This is a genomic window from Ottowia sp. VDI28 (genome assembly GCF_049532675.1).
GTDB lineage: Bacteria > Pseudomonadota > Gammaproteobacteria > Burkholderiales > Burkholderiaceae_C > Ottowia.
Genome location: NZ_CP149820.1, coordinates 4,287,559 through 4,306,020, shown reverse-complemented (window position 1 = coordinate 4,306,020; position 18,462 = coordinate 4,287,559). Strand labels below are relative to the sequence as shown.

Annotated in this window: 17 protein-coding genes and 1 pseudogene; 11 read left to right on the top strand and 7 right to left on the bottom strand. The window is 62.2% G+C overall.

The features are described from left to right. Positions 1-58: 58 nt before the first annotated feature. A pseudogene (locus tag WJU18_RS20490) lies at positions 59-906 on the bottom strand (TauD/TfdA dioxygenase family protein). A 155-nt stretch (positions 907-1,061) separates the two neighbouring features. Here WJU18_RS20490 and WJU18_RS20485 point away from each other — a divergent pair. Beyond that, on the top strand, positions 1,062-2,060 hold the full coding sequence (locus WJU18_RS20485; RefSeq protein ID WP_423455220.1) for an AraC family transcriptional regulator: 999 nt from the start codon (positions 1,062-1,064) through the stop codon (positions 2,058-2,060). 42 nt (positions 2,061-2,102) lie between these two features. Here the strand turns inward: WJU18_RS20485 and WJU18_RS20480 are convergent, their stop codons facing one another. After that, positions 2,103-2,996 (bottom strand): LysR family transcriptional regulator, encoded by an 894-nt coding sequence (locus tag WJU18_RS20480; protein WP_423455219.1) that lies wholly within the window; start codon positions 2,994-2,996, stop codon positions 2,103-2,105. Between the two features lie 143 nt (positions 2,997-3,139). On the opposite strand from WJU18_RS20480, the gene WJU18_RS20475 reads away from it, so the two are divergent. The 3 genes from WJU18_RS20475 (at position 3,140) to WJU18_RS20465 (ending at position 7,218) form a co-directional block, all read left to right on the top strand. Continuing rightward, entirely contained in the window at positions 3,140-4,072 is a 933-nt protein-coding gene (locus WJU18_RS20475) for a carbon-nitrogen hydrolase family protein (protein ID WP_423455218.1), read from the top strand. Between the two features lie 35 nt (positions 4,073-4,107). Further along, positions 4,108-5,424 carry an MFS transporter gene (locus WJU18_RS20470; protein WP_423455217.1) on the top strand — a complete coding sequence of 439 codons (1,317 nt, stop codon included), beginning with the start codon at positions 4,108-4,110 and terminating at the stop codon, positions 5,422-5,424. 153 nt (positions 5,425-5,577) lie between these two features. After that, positions 5,578-7,218 (top strand): long-chain-fatty-acid--CoA ligase, encoded by a 1,641-nt coding sequence (locus WJU18_RS20465; RefSeq protein WP_423455216.1) that lies wholly within the window; start codon positions 5,578-5,580, stop codon positions 7,216-7,218. Between the two features lie 30 nt (positions 7,219-7,248). Here WJU18_RS20465 and WJU18_RS20460 read toward each other — a convergent pair whose 3' ends face one another. Next, the gene (locus WJU18_RS20460) at positions 7,249-7,620 is read right to left on the bottom strand and encodes a TfoX/Sxy family protein (RefSeq protein ID WP_423455214.1); all 372 of its coding nucleotides are present in this window, start codon (positions 7,618-7,620) and stop codon (positions 7,249-7,251) included. Positions 7,621-7,857: 237 nt separating this feature from the next. Between WJU18_RS20460 and WJU18_RS20455 the strand changes: the two genes are divergently transcribed. Next, a complete protein-coding gene (locus WJU18_RS20455) occupies positions 7,858-9,000 on the top strand; it encodes an MFS transporter (protein ID WP_423461056.1) in 1,143 nt (380 codons plus the stop codon). A gap of 22 nt (positions 9,001-9,022) precedes the next feature. Here WJU18_RS20455 and WJU18_RS20450 read toward each other — a convergent pair whose 3' ends face one another. Genes WJU18_RS20450 through WJU18_RS20440 form a run of 3 tightly spaced genes read right to left on the bottom strand, consistent with a single transcriptional unit; the run spans position 9,023 to position 12,194 of the window. Then, positions 9,023-9,781, bottom strand: coding sequence for a 3-hydroxyacyl-CoA dehydrogenase (locus WJU18_RS20450; protein WP_423455213.1), 759 nt, complete (start codon positions 9,779-9,781; stop codon positions 9,023-9,025). Positions 9,782-9,828: 47 nt separating this feature from the next. After that, the gene (locus WJU18_RS20445; RefSeq protein ID WP_423455212.1) at positions 9,829-11,130 is read right to left on the bottom strand and encodes a purine-cytosine permease family protein; all 1,302 of its coding nucleotides are present in this window, start codon (positions 11,128-11,130) and stop codon (positions 9,829-9,831) included. Then, positions 11,127-12,194, bottom strand: a complete 1,068-nt coding sequence (locus WJU18_RS20440) for an NAD(P)/FAD-dependent oxidoreductase (RefSeq protein ID WP_423455211.1) — start codon at positions 12,192-12,194, stop codon at positions 11,127-11,129. The genes WJU18_RS20445 and WJU18_RS20440 overlap by 4 nt, the downstream gene beginning before the upstream one ends. Before the next feature lie 352 nt (positions 12,195-12,546). Between WJU18_RS20440 and WJU18_RS20435 the strand changes: the two genes are divergently transcribed. From WJU18_RS20435 to WJU18_RS20420, 4 genes are all read left to right on the top strand, one after another. Continuing rightward, positions 12,547-13,734, top strand: coding sequence for an iron-containing alcohol dehydrogenase (locus WJU18_RS20435; protein ID WP_423455210.1), 1,188 nt, complete (start codon positions 12,547-12,549; stop codon positions 13,732-13,734). A 233-nt stretch (positions 13,735-13,967) separates the two neighbouring features. Beyond that, the gene (locus tag WJU18_RS20430; RefSeq protein ID WP_423455209.1) at positions 13,968-14,744 is read left to right on the top strand and encodes an SDR family oxidoreductase; all 777 of its coding nucleotides are present in this window, start codon (positions 13,968-13,970) and stop codon (positions 14,742-14,744) included. Then, a complete protein-coding gene (locus WJU18_RS20425) occupies positions 14,737-15,138 on the top strand; it encodes a GlcG/HbpS family heme-binding protein (protein ID WP_423455207.1) in 402 nt (133 codons plus the stop codon). The genes WJU18_RS20430 and WJU18_RS20425 overlap by 8 nt, the downstream gene beginning before the upstream one ends. Positions 15,139-15,182: 44 nt before the next feature. Beyond that, the gene (locus WJU18_RS20420) at positions 15,183-16,349 is read left to right on the top strand and encodes a CaiB/BaiF CoA transferase family protein (RefSeq protein WP_423455206.1); all 1,167 of its coding nucleotides are present in this window, start codon (positions 15,183-15,185) and stop codon (positions 16,347-16,349) included. 221 nt (positions 16,350-16,570) lie between these two features. On the opposite strand, the gene fdxA is transcribed toward WJU18_RS20420, so the two are convergent. Continuing rightward, a complete protein-coding gene (fdxA, locus tag WJU18_RS20415; RefSeq protein ID WP_423455204.1) occupies positions 16,571-16,900 on the bottom strand; it encodes a ferredoxin FdxA in 330 nt (109 codons plus the stop codon). A gap of 182 nt (positions 16,901-17,082) precedes the next feature. Between fdxA and WJU18_RS20410 the strand changes: the two genes are divergently transcribed. Then, positions 17,083-17,913, top strand: coding sequence for a helix-turn-helix domain-containing protein (locus tag WJU18_RS20410; RefSeq protein ID WP_423455202.1), 831 nt, complete (start codon positions 17,083-17,085; stop codon positions 17,911-17,913). Positions 17,914-18,037: 124 nt separating this feature from the next. Continuing rightward, positions 18,038-18,451 carry a hypothetical protein gene (locus WJU18_RS20405; RefSeq protein ID WP_423455200.1) on the top strand — a complete coding sequence of 138 codons (414 nt, stop codon included), beginning with the start codon at positions 18,038-18,040 and terminating at the stop codon, positions 18,449-18,451. Positions 18,452-18,462: the final 11 nt, after the last annotated feature.

Below are 18,462 nucleotides of genomic sequence, written 5' to 3'. Positions count from 1 at the left end.
CTTTCTTCTCAGGGAATGGGCTCTGCTTTTCTCAGAGCTGTGGGGGAACTGAAACTATTTAGAACGTGCGGTCGCCCATGATTCCGGCGCGCTCCATCTTGCGGTGGCAGGGCGGGTAATCCATGACGGCGTAGTGCTGGGTGGCACGGTTGTCCCAGATGGCCACGCTATTGGGCTGCCAGCGCCAGCGCACCTGGTATTCGGGGATCGCGGCCTGGCTGATCAGGTACTGCAACAGGCTGGAGGAGCCCTGTGTGAAATCCTGCCCCACACGCACATTGGCCGGCGTGTGGTAGTTGGTGAAATGCGTGGTGAAGCCGTTGACATACAGCACCTTCTCGCCCGTTTCAGGGTGGGTGCGCACCACGGGGTGCTCCGCATCGGGAAACCGCTCTTTGAGCGCCAACCGCTGCTCGATCGGCATGGCCGCTCCGAATGTGCATTCGATGCTGTGGCGGGCCCGCAGCGGCGCGATCAGGTCCTTGATCTGCTGGGGCAGGTTTTCATACGCCAGTGCCATGTTGGCCCACATGGTGTCGCCGCCCACAGGGGGCATTCCACGCACCGCAACACGCAGCCGAGCGGTGGCGCCTCCCGCCAGGAGGCATCGCTGTGCCAGGAGTTTTCGTAGCGATCATTCGGATGATCGGGTGATTTGTAGATCTGCACCAGGCCCGGATGCTCGGGATCGCTGCCCACCACGGGGTGGTCTTCCAGGTTGCCGAAGCGGCGCGCGAACGCCACGTGTTCGGCACGCGTGATTTTTTGATCGCGCAGGAAGAGTACCTTGTATTTCAGCAGAGCTTGCCTGATCTCGGCGAAGAGCGCTTCGTCGCGAGCGGCATCGGCCAGGCTCACATCCGAGAGTTCGGCGCCTATGGCGCAAGTCAGGGGTTCGATGCGCATGTCTTGTCTCCTGTGGGTTGGGGCAGTTGCATCTGCTTTTTTCTATCTATCGCCATCGAGAATGTAGAAAAGCGCTCGAAACCGCGCTTTGCAATTCGTGCCACGCGCTGTGCATTTGATGACAGAATATTGACCAAAGCCAAGAGGGGGTCACGATGGTCACTTTGGTACGCGCAGCGGCGCTGACACACTTTTCCGAGGTGATGAAGGGGCTTGGCGGGGACCCTGACAGCTGCATGCGCCGGGTTGGATTGCGTCCTTCGATGGTCAGCGAGCAAGACCAAATGCTCGATTCCTCTTTGGTTGCTGCCTTGCTTGAAGAGGCGGTGCGCGCCACGGGCTGCGAATCCTTCGGGTTGCGGATGGCGCAAACCCGTCAGCTCTCCAATTTTGGTGCCGTCAGTTTTCTATTGATGCACCAGCCCACCTTGCGCCATGTGCTGCTCACGCTGATCGAGCACATCCATTCGCTGAATGAGGCGCTGGTTTTGCAGTTGGAGGAGGCGGGCGAGTACGTGATTCTTCGGGAGGATTTCCTCTCCAATGTGCCCAGGCGCCAGAGCATGGAATTGGCGATCGGTGTGTTGTTCCGCACCTGCGAGGCGGTGCTTGGAGACCGGTGGCGCCCGCAGAGCGTTTGCTTCAGCCATTCTGCGCCGCTCGATGCCGGCCCTCACAAGCGGATGTTTCGTTGCCGTGTCGATTTTGGCGCCGATTTTTCCGGCATTGTCTGCCGCGCAGCCGATTTGAACGAGCCGCCCTCCCTGGCTGATCCCACGTTGGTGCGCTATGCAAGAACTGTCGTGGAGTCAGCGCCGAAGGGGCGCTCGGCCACTACGGGAGAGCAGGTCCGCAAGGCTATCCATGCCATGCTTCCATCGGGGGGCGCTACCTGCAAAAGTGTGGCGCAGGGGTTGGGACGCAGTGTGCGGACTTTGCAGCGTGAGCTGGATGCGGAAGGATTGAGTTTTACCGATTTGCTTGAAGAGGCGCGGCAGAACCTTGCGCGGCGTTATGTGAGCGACACGCGATACAGCATTGGGCAGATTGCGGCTTTGCTGGGGTATGGAAGCCACAGTACGTTTACGCGATGGTTTACTTCGAACTTTGGGAAATCTCCTGAGGCTTGGCGTCACAGTTTGCGGGAGGGGTGAACTAGGAGCGTCTGGGCGGAGCAGAAAAATCCGAACACGCCCTTAAGCCGGCGCAGAACCCGCAAGCAAATCAATAACCGCCTGCGCAGCGCGCGTCTGCACACGGCCTTTCCGGGAGCACAGCACAGTGGCAGTCCTCGCCACCGAAGTGCCCGTCAATTCGATCATCACCAGATCACCAACTGCCGCTTCACCAGTCACCGCATAGTCAGGCAGCACAGTCGCGACATCGCCGTCACGCACCACTCGCTTGATACTCTCGATGTGATCCAGGTTGATGACCGCCTTCAGTGGCAAATGCTGACGCATCGCCGCCTGATTCAGCCAATGCCTTGTCTCGAAGCGCGAGTCGAGCAAAGCCAGCGGCTGTGTGAGCAGTGCTTTCAAGCTGACACGCCTATGCTTGGCCAGCGCATGGCCCGGCGCCACCGCGACGACATAGCGAGTTTCGAAGCTGCGCACGACCTGCACATCGGAGGTGTGTTCTTCCGGTGCCAGGGCCACGCCGAAGTCGACCATATCCTCGCGGACCATGCGCAGCACCTGCTCGGACCCCGTGACGCGGGCATCGAACGTGATACCCGGATGCATGGCGCGAAATTCGGCAATACCGGGTAGCAGCCATGCCGCCATGACCCCCTCGATCGAGGCGAAGCTCACGCCGCCGCGCATCAATCCATGCAACTCATCGATGCGCGCGCGCGCAAGGTCCATGTCGCGCTGGCTGTTGCGCATCTGCTCGGCCACGATGCGGCCTTCTTCCGTAAGCGTCATGCCGGTTTGGTTCCGCTCGAACAGCGGCGCTTGGAAAGCGTGTTCGAGAAGCTGAATCTGGCGGCTGATGGCAGACGGACTGATATGCGCCTGCTCGGCCGCACGCCGGATAGATCCGGTCTCGGCGACCGCGAGGAAGTAGCGGTGGGTGGCGATCTGCATGGTGCGTGGAACGGTGGAGAGGGTGTGTGCAGTTTATTGGAACGCCATGTTCTGCATGTTCACATGGACAGGACAGATACACCTCGTAAAAATTGGAGGACACCCGGCGCTCTGCGCAGCCGTTACATCAGGAGTATGAATTCGTGTTCAAGGCCGCTGTCATTCAAGCATCATCCATTCCGTTCGAGCCCCAGAAGAGCGCCGAAAAAGCAGCAGGATTGATTCGCGCCGCCGCCGCGGAAGGCGCCTCGCTCGCTGTATTCCCAGAGGCTTTTCTGGGGGGATATCCCAAGGGATCTTCGTTCGGCACCCTGGTGGGGCGCAGATCGGACATCGGGCGAGCCCATTTCAAGCGCTATATGGACGGGGCAGTCACGCTGGACGGCCCTGAGCTGGCACTGCTTCAGGAGGTGTCTGCCGACACGGGCGTTCACGTGGTGATGGGCCTGATCGAGAGAGTAGGCCGCACGCTTTATTGCACCAGTGTCACGCTGTCGCCCGAATCCGGCGTGGCAGGCTACCACCGCAAGCTGATGCCCACGGGGCAGGAGCGGATCATCTGGGGTTTTGGCGATGGATCGACCATTGCCCCCGTGGATTCCCCGCTGGGGCGCATTGGCTCCGTGATTTGCTGGGAAAACTATATGCCCGCTTTCCGGCAGGCCATGTACGCGCAAGGCACCGAAATATATTGCACGCCGACGGCGGACGACCGCCCCACCTGGGCGTCCACCGTGATCCATATCGCAGTGGAAGGGCGGGTGCATGTGCTGAGCGCGTGCCAGGCTATCAAGCTGGGCGAATACCCCGCTTCCTACCGCGATGACTTTGGAATGGATGCCAAGGACGAGGACTACATCATGCGAGGCGGCAGCATGATCGTGGATCCGCTGGGCAAGGTCCTGGCTGGCCCCGTATTCGATGCTGAAACCATCATCTACGCGGATATCGATACCGGCGTGGGCCGCGCCAGCAACCTGGATTTCGATGTCTGCGGGCACTACTCCCGCCCGGATTTGTTCAAGGTCACCGTCAATACGTCACCAATGCAGCCGGTCGTTTTCAAGGCCGATTGATTCAATTGAGAAGAGTGGGAAGGTAAATGAAAAACATGGCGGCCATCAAAGCGGCATCGGGGCACGCGGAGCGCGGCATTGGGCAGGACGATATGCGCAGGCGCTCGCTCGCCGTCGGTATCGGTAACTTCATGGAGTGGTTCGATTTCGCGATCTACGGGTATTTTGCGGCCCTGATCGGCGCGACCTTCTTCCCCTCGTCAGCGCCGGGGGTTTCGTTGTTGTCCTCGTTGGCGGTCTTTGCCGTCGGGTTCGTGTCACGGCCCCTGGGGGCTGTTGTGCTGGGGCCTCTGGGTGACCGCCTGGGGCGGCGTGCCGTGCTGATCATCACCGTGTTCGGGATGGGACTGGCCACCACCCTGATCGGCTTGCTGCCCGGCTATGCCACGCTGGGCGTCGCGGCCCCAGCCCTGCTGGTGCTGCTTCGCTTCATTCAGGGCATGATGGTCGGTGGAGAGTGGTCCAGCGCCGGCATCTATATCGTCGAAAGCGCACCGAAGAACGGGCGTGCCCAGGCTGCCGCGGTGATCACGGGCACGGCCGGCCTGGCCTTCCTGTGCGGCACTCTGGTGGCGGCCGTCATTTCGGCGAGCTTGTCGGACGCCGATGTGGCCAGCTGGGGATGGCGGCTACCATTCGTGGCGTCGATCTTCATGACCGGGGTGGCCATGTACATTCGCCGCCGGCTGGGTGATACGCCTGTGTATGAAGAGGTCGAGCGCCGGCGTGCCAACAATGAAATCGATGCCGTGCCGCGCTCGGAAAAGATCCGCGCATTCGTCATCACGTTTGCGTTCTCCGCGCTGTTCGGCGTGTCGCTTTACTACTTCATTACCTACGCCAACAACCATCTGACACAGACCGTCGGGTTGAGCAAAGCGGCTTCTCTGTGGCTGTGCAGCATTTCGCTGGTGTTCTATGCCGTTTTCCACAAGATGGTGGGCAAGCTCAGCGACCGCATTGGCCGCCGCTCCTTGCTTCTGGGGTCAGCGGTCGGTCTGACGGTGCTGGCCTATCCGATCTTCCTGCTCATGAATTCAGGGAATTACATCGCCATTCTGGTGGCGCTGATCGTGCTGGCTGCTCTGGTGGCGATTACCGCCGTCATGGATGTGGTGCTTCTGGTGGAAGTATTTCCCGCCTCCATCCGGTCATCAGGCGCCGCGGTCGGGCACAACGTGGCCTTGGCGATTCTGGCCGGCCCGGGGCCCTTCATCGCGGCCGCGCTGATTCAATACACCGGCGATCCGAATATCCCGGCGTGGTACCTGTCCGCCGTTTCCGCGCTCTGCGGCCTTGTTCTGTGGCGTATGCTGCCGGAGACGAAGGACCGGGATATTTCCCAGGGTTGACTTTCTTGGGCAGATGCCCGGGAAGATCGTGATGGATCGTGCAGGGTGTTGCGGAAGATGAAAAAACAGGGCATGGTGACTATGTGCCGGACAGTTGGTACATACTGGCCGATCTCCTTTCCCTGAACCTTCCTCAACACGAATCCACGCTTTATGATCCAACCAGGTTTGATGATGGACCGCCCGTTGCTGATATCGGGCATCCTGGAGCACGGTGCCGCGCAGCACGCCACGCAGGAAATCGTTTCCCGCGAGACCCACGGCCCCATGGTGCGGCAGACATATGCCCAGACTGCCGGGCGTGTGGCGCAGCTGGCCCATGCATTGCGCGGGCTCGGGGTGGAGCAGGGCCAGGCCGTGGCGTCGATCGCATGGAACAACCACCGCCACTTGGAGGCCTACTTCGCGGTGTCGGGTAGCGGTATGGTGATGCACACCTGCAACCCTCGGCTGCATCCGGAACAACTGATCTACATCCTCAATCACGCGGAAGACCGCGTCGTGCTTTTCGACAGCACGTTCGCGCCGCTGGTGCAGGCCATTGCACCGAAATGCCCGCAAGTCAAAGCCTGGGTCTGCCTGGCCGATCAGGCGCATATGCCCGAGCTGGCTGGCGTGCCGGGCCTACACGCCTACGAGACACTGATCGCTGGCCAGCCCGAGCATTTCGAGTGGCCCGAGTTCGATGAGAAGGCCGGCGCCGTGCTCTGCTACACCTCGGGGACCACGGGCAATCCCAAGGGCGTGCTTTACTCGCACCGGACCATCGTGCTCAACGCCGTGGTGTCGTGCATGCCCGATGTGCTGGGGCTGTCTACGCGCGAAAGCATTTTGCCGGTGGTACCGATGTTCCACATCAATGCGTGGTGCATTCCCTATTCCGCCATGATGTCCGGCGCCCGGCTGGTGCTGCCGGGCCCCAAGCTCGACGGGGCAAGCCTGTACGACATCATGGAAAGCGAGAAGGTCACGGTCAGTGCCGGCGTTCCCACCATCTGGATGGGCCTGCTGCAGCACATGGAGCAGGGCGGCCTGAAGTTTTCCACCATGCGGCGTACCTGTGTGGGCGGCTCGGCCATGCCGCTGGCGCTCATCACCAAGTTCAACCAGTTCTACGGCGTGGATGTGCGCCACGGCTGGGGCATGACGGAAACCACCGCCATTGCCACGCTGACCAACCTGTCCGCTGAAGACTGGACCCGTCCGGACGAAGAGCGCTATGCGCTCGCGGCGCGCCAAGGCAAGACGGTGCCAGGCGTCCAGATCAAGGTGGTGGATGAAAACGGCGCCACACTCCCGCGCGATGGCGTGTCACAGGGTGAGCTGATGGTGCGCGGCCAGTGGATCGTGGAGCGCTATTACAAATCCGACCAAAGCGCGCTGGTGAACGGCTGGTTTCCCACGGGCGATATCGCCACTATCGAGCCCAACGGCCTGATGACCATCCGCGACCGTACCAAGGACGTGATCAAGAGCGGCGGCGAGTGGATCAGCTCCATTGACCTTGAAAACGCCGCGATTGCGCACCCCGCCGTGGCCTCGGCCGCTGTCATCGGTATCAAGCACCCGAAGTGGGACGAGCGCCCGCTGCTTTTGGTGGTGCGCAAGCCGGGGCAATCGCTGGAGAAGCAGGAGATTCTCGATTTCCTGGCCGGCAAGGTGGCCAAGTGGTGGGTGCCCGAGGATGTGGTCTTCATCGAATCCTTGCCCGTGGGCGGCACGGGCAAGGTGCAGAAGAACGAGCTGCGCCGCCAGTACGGCGGTGTGTTCACTTCAGGCAACGCCGCCGGCTGACGCGGCTGAGGCAACCCGCCGGATCCAGGCCTATGGCTTGGGCTTGGGTTTGGCGGCTTTTGATTTGGGTTTGGCCTTAGGTGGGGCTTTGGGCTTGGGCCTGGGCAGTGCATCGGCCGTGGCCAAAAGCAGTGAGCGCAGCCATTCGCGGTCGTCCCAGCGGTCGGGTGTGACCAGCAGATAGGGTTTGGCCTTTTCGTAGAAGCGTCCCCACACAGGCGGGTTCATCAGCGCCTGGCCGGCCTCAGTGGGTTTGACGTACAACAGATCGTCGCACAGGAAAGCGGCAGGCTTGTCATCGACATACACGCAGTATTCCCCGAACATGCGCCGCGTGCGCAGGGCGGGCAGGCCTCCGAGCTGATCCAGCAGGAAGGCGAGGGTATCTGGGCTGGATGACATGTCTGTGATTATCACCAGTATTCTGGAAGTCTGCCTGGCAACGTTTATCCGATCGTTGTCTTGCCCGGTGGCGATGGGGGGCGCCTTGAACGGTTGGCGTGGACTGGCCGTTCCGGCGGGACAATCAATGCCATGACATTCAGGACTTCCAACACGGACGCACCGCCTTTCTCGCCACCTTCAATCCCCGCGCCGGCCACTCATTCCGAGCACTGGCGGCGCAATCTATTCGTGTGCATGTTCGGCTCCTTCACCACCATTGTGGCGATGACGCTGCTCCTGCCCTTTTTGCCGCTGTACGTCGAGCAACTCGGCGTGAAGGAGCACGCGGCCATCGTGCAGTGGTCCGGTGCGGCCTACGGCGCGACTTTTCTCACGGCTGCGCTGGTCGCGCCGTTGTGGGGGCGGCTGGCCGACCTCTATGGGCGGAAACTGATGCTGATCCGCGCCAGCCTCGGCATGTCGGTGGCCATGGCGCTGATCGGCGTGGTGGGCGACGTCTGGCAACTGGTGGGCTTGCGTTTGCTGGCTGGGTTGCTGGGTGGTTACGCCTCGGGCTCGATGGTGCTTGTGGCCACGCAAACGCCCAAGGCGCGCTCGGGCTGGGCTTTGGGTACGCTGTCGTCGGCGATCATGGCTGGCAACCTCGTTGGCCCGCTGGTGGGCGGAGCGCTGCCACCGCTGATCGGGATTCGCGCGACCTTTTTCGCGGCTGGTGGCGTCATCTTCGTCGCTTTTCTTGCCACCGCCTTGTTGATTCGGGAAGATCGCCAGCCGTCGCAGTCCCGTGCAGCCGCCGCTTCGGGCGGCTGGGCCGCGGTGCCCGACAAAGGGCCGCTGACCGCGATGCTCCTGACAGGCATGCTGCTGATGCTGGCCAATATGTCGATCGAGCCGATCATCACCGTCTACGTCGCCACCCTGGTCGAAGATCCGGCCCGCGTGACCATGACCGCTGGCGTCGTGATGTCGGCAGCCGCGCTGGGCAGTATCCTCTCGGCCTCATGGTTGGGCCGGCTTGCCGACCGGGTGGGGCACTGGAATGTGATCGTCGGCTGCCTGGCGGTGTCGGCGGTGCTGCTGATTCCGCAGGCCTTCGTGACCGAGGGCTGGCAGTTGGTGGGCCTGCGCTTCCTGATGGGGCTGTCGCTCGGCGGCCTGTTGCCATGCATCGCGAGCGTGATCCGCCATAACGTACCCGAGCGGGTCGCCGGCAACATGCTCGGCTACTCGACTTCAGCCCAGTATGTCGGCCAGGTCGCCGGGCCGCTGCTGGGGGGCTTCGTTGGCGGGCACGTCGGCATGCGCGCGGTATTTCTCGGCACCTGCGTACTGATGGCGGTAGGCGCCGCGTGGAACTGGTTCGCCAAGCGGGCTTAGCCCGCCAGGAGCGTGGGGCGGCTTATTTCGGTGCCAGGCGGATGGCGCCGTCCAGGCGGATCACTTCACCGTTGAGCATGTCGTTCTCGATGATGTGCTTGGCCAGCTTGGCGTAGTCCGCGGGTGTGCCCAGGCGGCTAGGGAAGGGTACGCCAGCCGCCAGCGCGTCCTGCACCTCCTTGGGCATGCCGAACAGCATGGGCGTGCCGAAAATACCAGGGGCGATGGTCATGTTGCGGATGCCGTTGCGCGCCAGATCGCGTGCGATCGGCAGCGTCATGCCTACCACGCCGCCCTTGCTGGCCGAATAGGCGGCTTGGCCGATCTGCCCGTCGTAGGCGGCCACGCTTGCCGTGCTGATCATCACGCCGCGTTCCCCGGTGCTCTCGGGTTCATTCTTGGCCATGGCGTCGGCCGCCAGGCGAATCATGTTGAAGGAGCCCACCAGGTTGACCATGACGGTCTTGGCAAAGACATCGAGCTTGTGCGGGCCGTTCTTGCCCACCGTTTTTTCAGCCGGCGCGATACCCGCGCAGTTCACCAAGCCCATCAGCTTGCCCATCGACGTGGCCTTGTCCACCACGGCCTGGCCGTCGGCTTCGCTGCTCACATCGCACTTCACGAAAGCGCCGCCAATCTCCTTGGCTACGGCGTCGCCTTTCTCGGCCTGCATATCGGCGATGACCACCTTGGCGCCTTCGGCCGCCAGCATGCGTGCCGTGCCTTCGCCCAGGCCGGATGCGCCGCCGGTGACGATGAAAACTTTGTCTTTGATCTGCATGAAATGACCCCTCTTGTTGTGGATTGAACGATTCCGTGTAGTGATTATCAGCGGTCCAGTGAGCCGTTCGACCGGGGCCGCGTCAGCATCGAGAGCGCGAAGCAAAGCGCCAGCGTGGGCAAGGCTGAGCCCGCTGCCGGAGCCGCCTTGGGCAGCAGGTGATAACAGGCAATGCCTGCCAGCCAGATCAGCGTGGCAGGCCAGTGCACACTGCCGGCATGGTCCAGCAGGCGCTGCGCATTGGCACCGAAGGCCAGACGGCCCAGAATGACGCCGAACAGGGGCACGAACACGGAGCTGAGGAGCATCAGGAAGGGCTCCAGGCTGTGCATGGGCAACACCAGGGCAAAAGCGGTGCAGGCCGCGGCGATAACCAGGCCCCAGCGGCGCACGCTCCAGGCTGGGATCAGACTGTGGGCGGATACGGAGCCGGAGTAGGCGTCTCCGTAGGCGTTGTCCACCTCGTCGATGAGAATGAGCGACAAGGCGATCAGGCCGCCTTGCGCCAGCAGCAGGGCGGCCACCAGGTTTTCGCTGGGCAGCACCAGCGCCACCAGGACCCCGAGGGCATAGCACCACATGTTGGCCACCGCGTACCCCAGCCAAGTGCCGCGCAGCGCGGCATTGCCCCCGCGGCCGTGCCGGGCGTAGTCGGCCACCAACGGTAACCAGGAAATCGGCATGGCGATGACCAGGTCAAGCGCGGGCAGCACGCCCATGCCGCCTTCTCCCTGGCGGTTCCAGAGCGCCGAGAGTCCTTGAGTGTGGGCCAGCGAAAGAAACTGCCAGGACAGCCAGAGCAGCGACAGGATCACCAGCGGCAGGGCGATGCGCGAAATGAGTTGGCGCACCAGCTTCACCATGCTGCCGCTGATAAGCGCGATCACGACGGCGCCCCAGAGCAGGGTGGCGATCACTGGCGCGTACGTGGATGCGCTGGCAGGATCGATCAACCCGGACTGCTTGGCCAGCGCCACGGTGGAGTCGCGCATGACCACGAGCTCGAACGCCCCCCAACCCAGCAACTGCACGATGTTGAGCACGATGGGCAAGCTCGCGAAGCGGCGGCCGTAGACGGCATGCATGAGGCCCGCACTCGACAGCCCGCTGTCGCAGCCGAGCTTGGCGACCCAGCCTAGCAGCCCGGCGCCCAGCACCGAGCCGAACACGATGGCGATGACAGCCTCCTTGGTGCCCAGCGCGGGCATGAGGTAGGCCCCCACCTGCATCACGAGCAGGCCCACGCCCAGGCTGAACCAGAGCGAAGCGTGGTCACGCCAGCCAAAGGCCCGGCTCTGAAGGGCGACGGGCGCCAGGGCTTCGTTCGTGGGTGCGGTCAAGGTGTTCATGGAGCGAGGCCCAGGCGCTTGTGCAGGAGGGTGGAAGAGGTGGTGTATTGCAGCGGCACTGGTGTGCCGGCAAGCTGTTCGGCAATGGCGAAGGCGGCAAGCGTGGCTTCATGGAAGCCGCTGAGGATGAGCTTGCGCTTGCCTGGGTAGGTGTTGACATCGCCCATGGCAAAGACGCCGGGCTCGCTGGTCTGGAACTTCTCGGTGTCTACCACCAGTTGCTTGCGCTCCATGGCCAGATGCCAGTCGGCAATGGGGCCGAGCTTGGGGCTGAAGCCCTGCAGCACCAGCAGCGCATCGGCTGGCAGGGGGCCAACCTGGCCGTCCGAGCCCAGCACGTGCAGGGCGGTCAGCCGGCTGGCGGGCGCATCGAAGCCCTGGGCCTGGCCAATGGCGAACTTCAGCCGCCCCTCGGCACACAGCGCGCGGAAGCGCTCCACGGTGGCAGGCTCGGCCTGGAAGCCGTCCCGCCGGTGCAGCAGGGTGACACTGGAGGGCTTGGGGCTGCTTGCGGTGGCGATGCGGATGGCTTGCTCAAGTGCCAAATCTTCGCCGCCGATGATGACCAGGTGCTGGCCAACCCACTTTGCCATCTGCTCCATGCTGGGCGCAGCATAGAAAAGGTGGTGGTTTTCCAGGGCGTCGAGCCCTTCGATCTTGAGCCGTTTCGGCTCGAAAGCCCCCACGCCGGCGGCGATGAAAACGGCTTTGGCCAGCAGACGCATTCCTTGGCGGGTGGTCAGCAGGAAGCGGCCGTCTTCCTGCCGCACGAGCGCGTCCACGCGATGACCCAGATGCAGAGGCGCATGGAAGGGGGTGATCTGCTGCGCCAGCCGGTCAGCTAGTTCCTGCCCGGTACACACCTGGACGCCGGGAATGTCGTAGATAGGCTTGTCGGCATACAACTCCACCGGCTGGCCACCTATGCGAGGCAGGGCATCGATGACCTGAGCCGAGAGCCCGAGCAGCCCGAGTTCGAATACTGCGAAAAGCCCCACGGGGCCTGCACCGATGATGGCTACATCGGTTTCAAGCGGTGGAGTGGCGTTTGGGAGGAGAGGCATGCGGTCTCGCAAAAAACGGCGTCAAGCTCTGCAGGAAGTTGTGCCAAGCCTGAGACCTTATACGGAACGCGATAGGTTAGCTCGGTTTTGGGCTGCTTACCAAGACCAGGACGTGTTAATTAACACGCCCTAGGGTTTCAAGCATGGAATTCATTAGCACCATGCTGCTGCCTTTCGCTACGCCGCAAGTGGTGGCCGAAGTTATAGGTGTACTCAACGAAAGCGCAACTAAATCTGCATTGTGGTCAAGCCCGCCTGTGCCTACGCTTGGCTGCTGATTTCAACTGCTCCTTGCTTCGATATGCACCGAGACCAATCCCTTACTCACAATTTCCATACGCGCAATTACCCATTGAGGGTTCATGCAGGAGACAACGCGCTGGCCGAGTTGCATCAGGAGTTGCGGCGGGCTGGCGCATCGCGTGCGCTGATACTGTGTGGGCGCAGCGTCCATGAGCGCACTGATTTGACTCAGCGGATCGAGAGCCTGAGCGGAGGCCGGGTCGCAGGTCTTTTCTCCGGCATTTCGGAAGGGGCACCGGCAGAGACCATTGGAGAGGCCGCCGTCAAGGCACGTGAGCTCAAGGCAGATGCATTGATCGCCGTGGGAGCGGGCAGTGTCATCAAGGGTACAAGAGTAGTGGCCATGTTGCTCGGGGAGAATCGTTCCTTGGCCGAGATGGCAACCATTCACCGAGAGAATGGGCCAGCCGTGAGCCAGCGCCTGGAAGCGCCGAAGATGCCTATCTTCAATGTCCTGACCTCGCCCTCTTCAGCGCAAAACCGGGGCGGGTCTGCGGTGCGTTATCGGGGCGAGGCGCATCATCTCGAATTCTTTGACCCCAAGACGCGGCCGCAGGCTGTTTTCTGGGATTCCGGAGCGCTGGCGACAGCGCCATTGTCACTGGCTCGTTCCACCAGTTTCGAGATCTATTGGTGGGGCCTCATGTGCATGGGGGCTGTCGAGAATGCCAATCCGATGGCTCAGGCCAGCCGGCGTCATGCCTGGTATCTTGCTCGGCAGTCGTATCCCAGATTGGGCGTGGAAGGTGGCGCCGCTGCGCTGATAGATCTATGCGCGGCTGGCCTATTGCAAAACCGGGATGAGGAAGACGGCGGTCGTCCATGGGCTTGCCATTTGCTGGCGCGTGCTGCTTACGCTTGTGCCGTGGCTGTCTTCAACCATTACGACGGAGTCACGCAGCCGCGTGGGTACGCCGCCTTCGCACCTGCCATGATCCGGGCGCTTGGTGCCTGCGTTCCAGAAGTGACGCGCGCACTGGGGGAAGCCCTCGGGATGGCGTTGCCGGAGGGCAGCTCCAGCGCCGGGCTGGCCGAGTTCGTCGCAGCCCGCGTGGCATGCGATTTCCAGAAGCAAGGCTGGCACACGGACCTACACGACTGCGGCATTCGCGCGGCTGACGCGTCCAAGCTGCTCACATTGGCGCTGCACAACTACAACGCCAATCACGACCGCCAGCTCGATCCGCATCGCGATGCCATACAGGCAGCCATTGCGGAAACGCTTGAGCCGCGGTAGCAGCCGGATCCTTGTGGCGTTCACAGACGGCAGAGATACGGAGGCATCTGGTCCTCCTGCCTTCGAAGATTGTGATGATTTAGTTTTTCTACAAATTATTGCCGTGAAAGATGCCTTGTTCGCGAGAGACCGGGTGCCTACACTGATGGATGCGGAGTGCTGAACCCGGCCTCGCAGATTCCCCTTGGATGGGGGCGTATCCACGACCGGCAGTACGGAAAAAAAGGAAACTTATGTCCAAGAAAATTCTGATCACTGGTGCCAGCTCAGGCTTTGGCCGCGGTGCAGCGATCGAGCTCGCCCGTCGCGGCCATGAAGTCGTTGCGACCGCCGAAACCTGGCCTCAGGTGAGGAGCCTGCGCGCGGACGCCGCCAGCGCTGGTATCAAGCTTGAAGTCATCAAGCTCAACCTCCTGGATAGCATCGATATTGCGCACGCGGCGGGCTGCGACCCCGATGTGCTGGTGTTGAATGCAGGCATCATGGAGAGTGGATCGGTCGTCGACATCCCGATGGAGCGAGTGCGTGAATCGTTCGAGATCAATGTCTTCGGCCATATGCAGCTGGTGCAGGGTATCGTGCCAAAAATGGCGGCGCGCAAGTCCGGCAAGGTGGTGTGGACCTCGTCGATGGGCGGGATTCTTGTCATTCCGTTCGTGGGCGTGTATTGCGCGACGAAGCACGCCATTGAGGGCATTGCGGGAGCCATGAAGGCCGAATTGGAACCCTACGGCGTCAAGGTTGCCACCGTGAATCCCGGGCTCTTCGGCACCGGCTTCAACGATACAGGCGCAGAAAGCCATGTTCAGTGGTACCAAGCCGAGCGAGCCGTCGTTCCCATACCAGACTTCGGCAGCGCTTTGGCGGATCAGTCCGATCCGAAGGACATGATAGATGCGATGGTTGAGATCATTCCGGCTGAGGAGCATCTCTATCGGACCATGCGTCCTATGGGCACGATTGCTGTTGCCAAGCAGTGGCAAGAAATGGAGTGGACTCAGAATGTCTGAGCTCACGCTTGAACACGCGCAACGCCTGGTGGCGAAAGGCTGTGCGGCCGCGGAAGCTGCGGGTATGAAGGCCGTCTTTGCAGTCCTTGACAAAGGTGCCAACCTAATTGCTTTTGCGCGGATGGATGGCGCCTGGCTGGCATCGAATGAGCTTGCTATCGCGAAAGCACGCACCTCAGTGATGTTTCAAACTCCCACCGAGGCCTTGAACGCACCACTGGAAATCGGAAAGCCAGCCTTACATTTCGATCACATCCATCATGGTGGATTGCTGCTGGTAGGCGGCGGAGTACCGTTGTTTGACGAGGCGGGTGCTTTGATCGGTGGCTTGGGCGCATCAGGCGGAATGCCGGAGCAGGACGTTACCTTAGCCCGCGCTGCGGTCGCTCAGTAACAACCTGCCATCGGCCGCGTGGCATAAGCAAAGGAGTCATTGGAATGCTGGGCGATTCTCTCTCGGATGTGCGTATTGTCGACTTCACCCAGATTGCGGCGGGACCGGTATGCACGCACATACTTGCCGATCTCGGGGCGGATGTCATCAAGGTCGAAGCTCCTGAGGGGGAGTTGGGCCGAGCTCTTTCGCCCTTTGTCGCGGGGCAGAGCCTCGCTTTCCTGGCACTCAACGGGAATAAGCGCAGTGTGGCGCTTGATCTGAAAGATTCGGCGCAGCGCGAAGCGGCCCTTCAACTGGCTTCCAGCGCGGATGTTGTGGTGGAAAGCTTCCGTCCTGGGGTCATGCAGCGCCTTGGATTGAGCTACGAGGATGTCCGGCAGCGCCATCCTGCCGTGATCTATTGCTCAATTTCCGCTTACGGGCAGCAGAGCGCGTGGAAACATAAGCCCGGTGTGGACGGTGCGCTGCAAGCTATCTCCGGGCTGATGAGTATCACGGGACTGCCCGGCGCGCCACCCAGCAAGGTGCAGGTTCCGGTCGTCGATATGGTGACTGGCTACACGGCTGCCATCGGGGTTCTTGGGGCGTTGGCGCGCCGCGCGCGAGGAGGCGTTGGGCAATGGATCGATGTAGGCATGTTCGCGTCGGCCATTGCATTGCAGGAGTCAAGTTTCGCCAGCTATTTTGCGGAGAGAATAGTGCCCTTGCCCATCGGAAGCGCCGCGCCCTATGCCGCACCCAACGAGGCGGTACGCTGTGCGGATGGCTGGATCATGTTGGCCGCCTACCATCCCTCCCGCTGGGAGGCGCTATGCCATGTGCTCGAACTCTGCGAACTGCTGTCCGATCCCCGCTTCCTGGACATGTCTGGACGGATCGCGCACCGCAAGGAATTGGTCGCACTGCTGGAGGAGCGCATGGTGCGACGTACACGAAGCGACTGGCTGGAGCGCTTCGAGGAGGTCGACATCATCTGTGCGCCAATCAACGACTATTCGGAGGTGGTTGCATCTCCGGTTTTCGCGGATGCCGACTTTACCGAGCAGGTCTATCACCCCGCAGCCGGTGATGTCACGTTAACGCGCACCCCCTTCCGAGCAGTGGGAGAAATGCCGGCCAAACGGCGCCCGGCACCATTGGTGGGCGAGCACACCCGCGAGGTGTTGCAGGAGATGGGGGTGCCGGCGGTCTGGTCGCCGAAAGGGTAGGGGCGTCCCGGGACCCCGCGCTTCCCCGCTGTGCGTGGTCCTGCCGCGCTTGGTCCTTCGCTCTTCGAGGGTGTTCTTTTGTCCTTGGGGGCAGCGACAAAAAAGCTGGCGCAGATCAAAGCTGCGCCAGCTCGTTCTTTGTCGAAATTATTGTCAACAGGGCGCCGGGAACAGGAGCCGCTGGGGACGTTTAAATACAGTCCGGACGGACCAATGCGATTTCAGCGCTTGAGCTCTGGGAGCTTGTCGGTACGGTCTTTCCACTCTTCAGCAGTGGGCAGAGGCTCCTTGCGCTTGGTGATGGTTTTGTAGTTGGGCGAAACGGCCAGTTCGGCATTGATCTTGATCATATGCTGCTGATCCTTGGGCACGTCTTCCTCGGCGTAGATGGCATTGACTGGGCACTCAGGGATGCAGACGGCGCAGTCGATGCATTCATCGGGATCGATGGTGAGGAAGTTGGCCCCTTCCTTGAAGCAATCGACCGGGCACACGTCCACGCAATCGGTGTATTTGCATTGGATGCAGGCTTCGGTAACGACGTGGGTCATTTTTTTATAGCAGAGATCAAAATTGGTAAGGTCTTGCCCGAGGGCGCTTTGCGGAGGCGGCAGCTTTCGGTAAACAGTGTAATTTTAGCCGCCCATGGCTCGTTTCGCGCCGGTAGGCCGTGCTGGTAAAACGGGTATGGTTACGTGGATGTGCGGTGTACCGCCGCAGCAAGGAGATTTTCATGCACCCCTCGCCGCTACATGGCACGGCTGCCTCCAATCCGGCGGCCCATGCGGTTGGCCCGTTGCTGCGCGACTGGCGCCAGCGCCGCCGCCTGAGCCAGATGGAGCTGGCGCTGGACGCCGGTATCTCGCCGCGCCACCTGAGTTTCATCGAAACCGGCCGGTCGCGCCCCAGCCCGCAGGTACTGCTGGCCCTGGCCGAGCGCCTCTCCGTGCCGCTGCGGGAGCGCAATACGCTGCTGCTGACCACAGGGTACGCGCCGCACTATCCCGAGCGTCCGCTGGAAACGGCCGATATGAACCCGGTGCGCGAGCACTTGCAGCGCTTGCTGGCCGCCCACGAACCGTACCCGGGCCTGGTGCTGGACCGGTACTGGAATGCGGTGCTGGTCAATGAGGCCGCGCGTTCTCTGGCGGGATTGATCGCGCCTGAACTGAGCGCACCCACGCTGAACGTCTACCGTGCCAGCCTGCATCCCGAGGGCCTGGCGCGCTTTACGGTCAACTTCGACGAGTGGGCGGCGCATCTGCTGCACAACCTGCGCCGGTCGATCGAAGCCAGCGGGGATATGGCCCTGGTCGAACTGGAGCGTGAAGTCCTGGCCTATCCGGGCGTACGCGCCGCGCTGGACGCCAGCCGTCCGGAGAGCGGGCGGCCGGTGTTGTTGGTGCCCTGCGTGCTGGATTTGCCCCTTGGCCGGCTTTCTTTGTTCACCACGCTCACCAGCTTCGGCACGCCACGCGATGTGACGCTGGATGAGCTGTGCGTGGAGCTCTTCTATCCGGCTGACGAACCGACTGAGCGCGCGCTGCGGGCTCTGCGTCCATGACCTGGGAGGTAATCGACGCTGCGCGCTCCGGGGCCTAATCTGGCGGCACGCGGGCTCAATTTTCATGCGGCCCGTTCCACCCGCTCTGGCGCCATTCGGCCGGGGCATTGCAAGGAGAACCGCCATGCTGTCGATCCATCCCACTCCATTTCTGCGCCGCGTGCTTCTGCTGGATGCCATCACGTGCACCGCTGCAGCGGCCCTTCAACTGCTCGGCACTGCTGCCCTGGGCCAATGGCTCGGCCTGGGTACACCGCTGCTGGTAGGCAGTGCTGTCTTTCTGGTGGGCTATGTGGCATTGTTGATTGCTATGGCGCGCGCTGCACGTGTGTGGTCGTGGCTGCTGCCGTTCATCGTGGTCGGCAACACGGCCTGGGGCCTGGCTTGTTTGGCTCTGGCCTTTGGGGGCGTGACGCCCATCACGGGACTGGGCAAGGCTTACCTGGTGGTGCAGGCGCTGGCCGTATTCGTGTTCGCGGAACTGGAATGGAAAGGCTGGCGCGCGTCGCCAAATGCCGCGGGTTTGTCCGCGGCCTGAGGCTTCCCCGG

Excerpts from the sequence above, each read along its gene's own strand:
- WJU18_RS20455 (WP_423461056.1), top strand. The coding sequence starts at position 7,858 with ATGTTCGGCTCCTTCACCACCATTGTGGCGATGACGCTGCTCCTGCCC.
- WJU18_RS20425 (WP_423455207.1), top strand. The coding sequence starts at position 14,737 with ATGTCTGAGCTCACGCTTGAACACGCGCAACGCCTGGTGGCGAAAGGC.
- WJU18_RS20470 (WP_423455217.1), top strand. The coding sequence starts at position 4,108 with ATGGCGGCCATCAAAGCGGCATCGGGGCACGCGGAGCGCGGCATTGGG.
- WJU18_RS20480 (WP_423455219.1), bottom strand. The coding sequence starts at position 2,996 with ATGCAGATCGCCACCCACCGCTACTTCCTCGCGGTCGCCGAGACCGGA.
- WJU18_RS20405 (WP_423455200.1), top strand. The coding sequence starts at position 18,038 with ATGCTGTCGATCCATCCCACTCCATTTCTGCGCCGCGTGCTTCTGCTG.
- WJU18_RS20450 (WP_423455213.1), bottom strand. The coding sequence starts at position 9,781 with ATGCAGATCAAAGACAAAGTTTTCATCGTCACCGGCGGCGCATCCGGC.
- WJU18_RS20430 (WP_423455209.1), top strand. The coding sequence starts at position 13,968 with ATGTCCAAGAAAATTCTGATCACTGGTGCCAGCTCAGGCTTTGGCCGC.
- WJU18_RS20485 (WP_423455220.1), top strand. The coding sequence starts at position 1,062 with ATGGTCACTTTGGTACGCGCAGCGGCGCTGACACACTTTTCCGAGGTG.
- WJU18_RS20410 (WP_423455202.1), top strand. The coding sequence starts at position 17,083 with ATGCACCCCTCGCCGCTACATGGCACGGCTGCCTCCAATCCGGCGGCC.
- WJU18_RS20460 (WP_423455214.1), bottom strand. The coding sequence starts at position 7,620 with ATGTCATCCAGCCCAGATACCCTCGCCTTCCTGCTGGATCAGCTCGGA.
- WJU18_RS20465 (WP_423455216.1), top strand. The coding sequence starts at position 5,578 with ATGATCCAACCAGGTTTGATGATGGACCGCCCGTTGCTGATATCGGGC.
- fdxA (WP_423455204.1), bottom strand. The coding sequence starts at position 16,900 with ATGACCCACGTCGTTACCGAAGCCTGCATCCAATGCAAATACACCGAT.
- WJU18_RS20440 (WP_423455211.1), bottom strand. The coding sequence starts at position 12,194 with ATGCCTCTCCTCCCAAACGCCACTCCACCGCTTGAAACCGATGTAGCC.
- WJU18_RS20445 (WP_423455212.1), bottom strand. The coding sequence starts at position 11,130 with ATGAACACCTTGACCGCACCCACGAACGAAGCCCTGGCGCCCGTCGCC.
- WJU18_RS20420 (WP_423455206.1), top strand. The coding sequence starts at position 15,183 with ATGCTGGGCGATTCTCTCTCGGATGTGCGTATTGTCGACTTCACCCAG.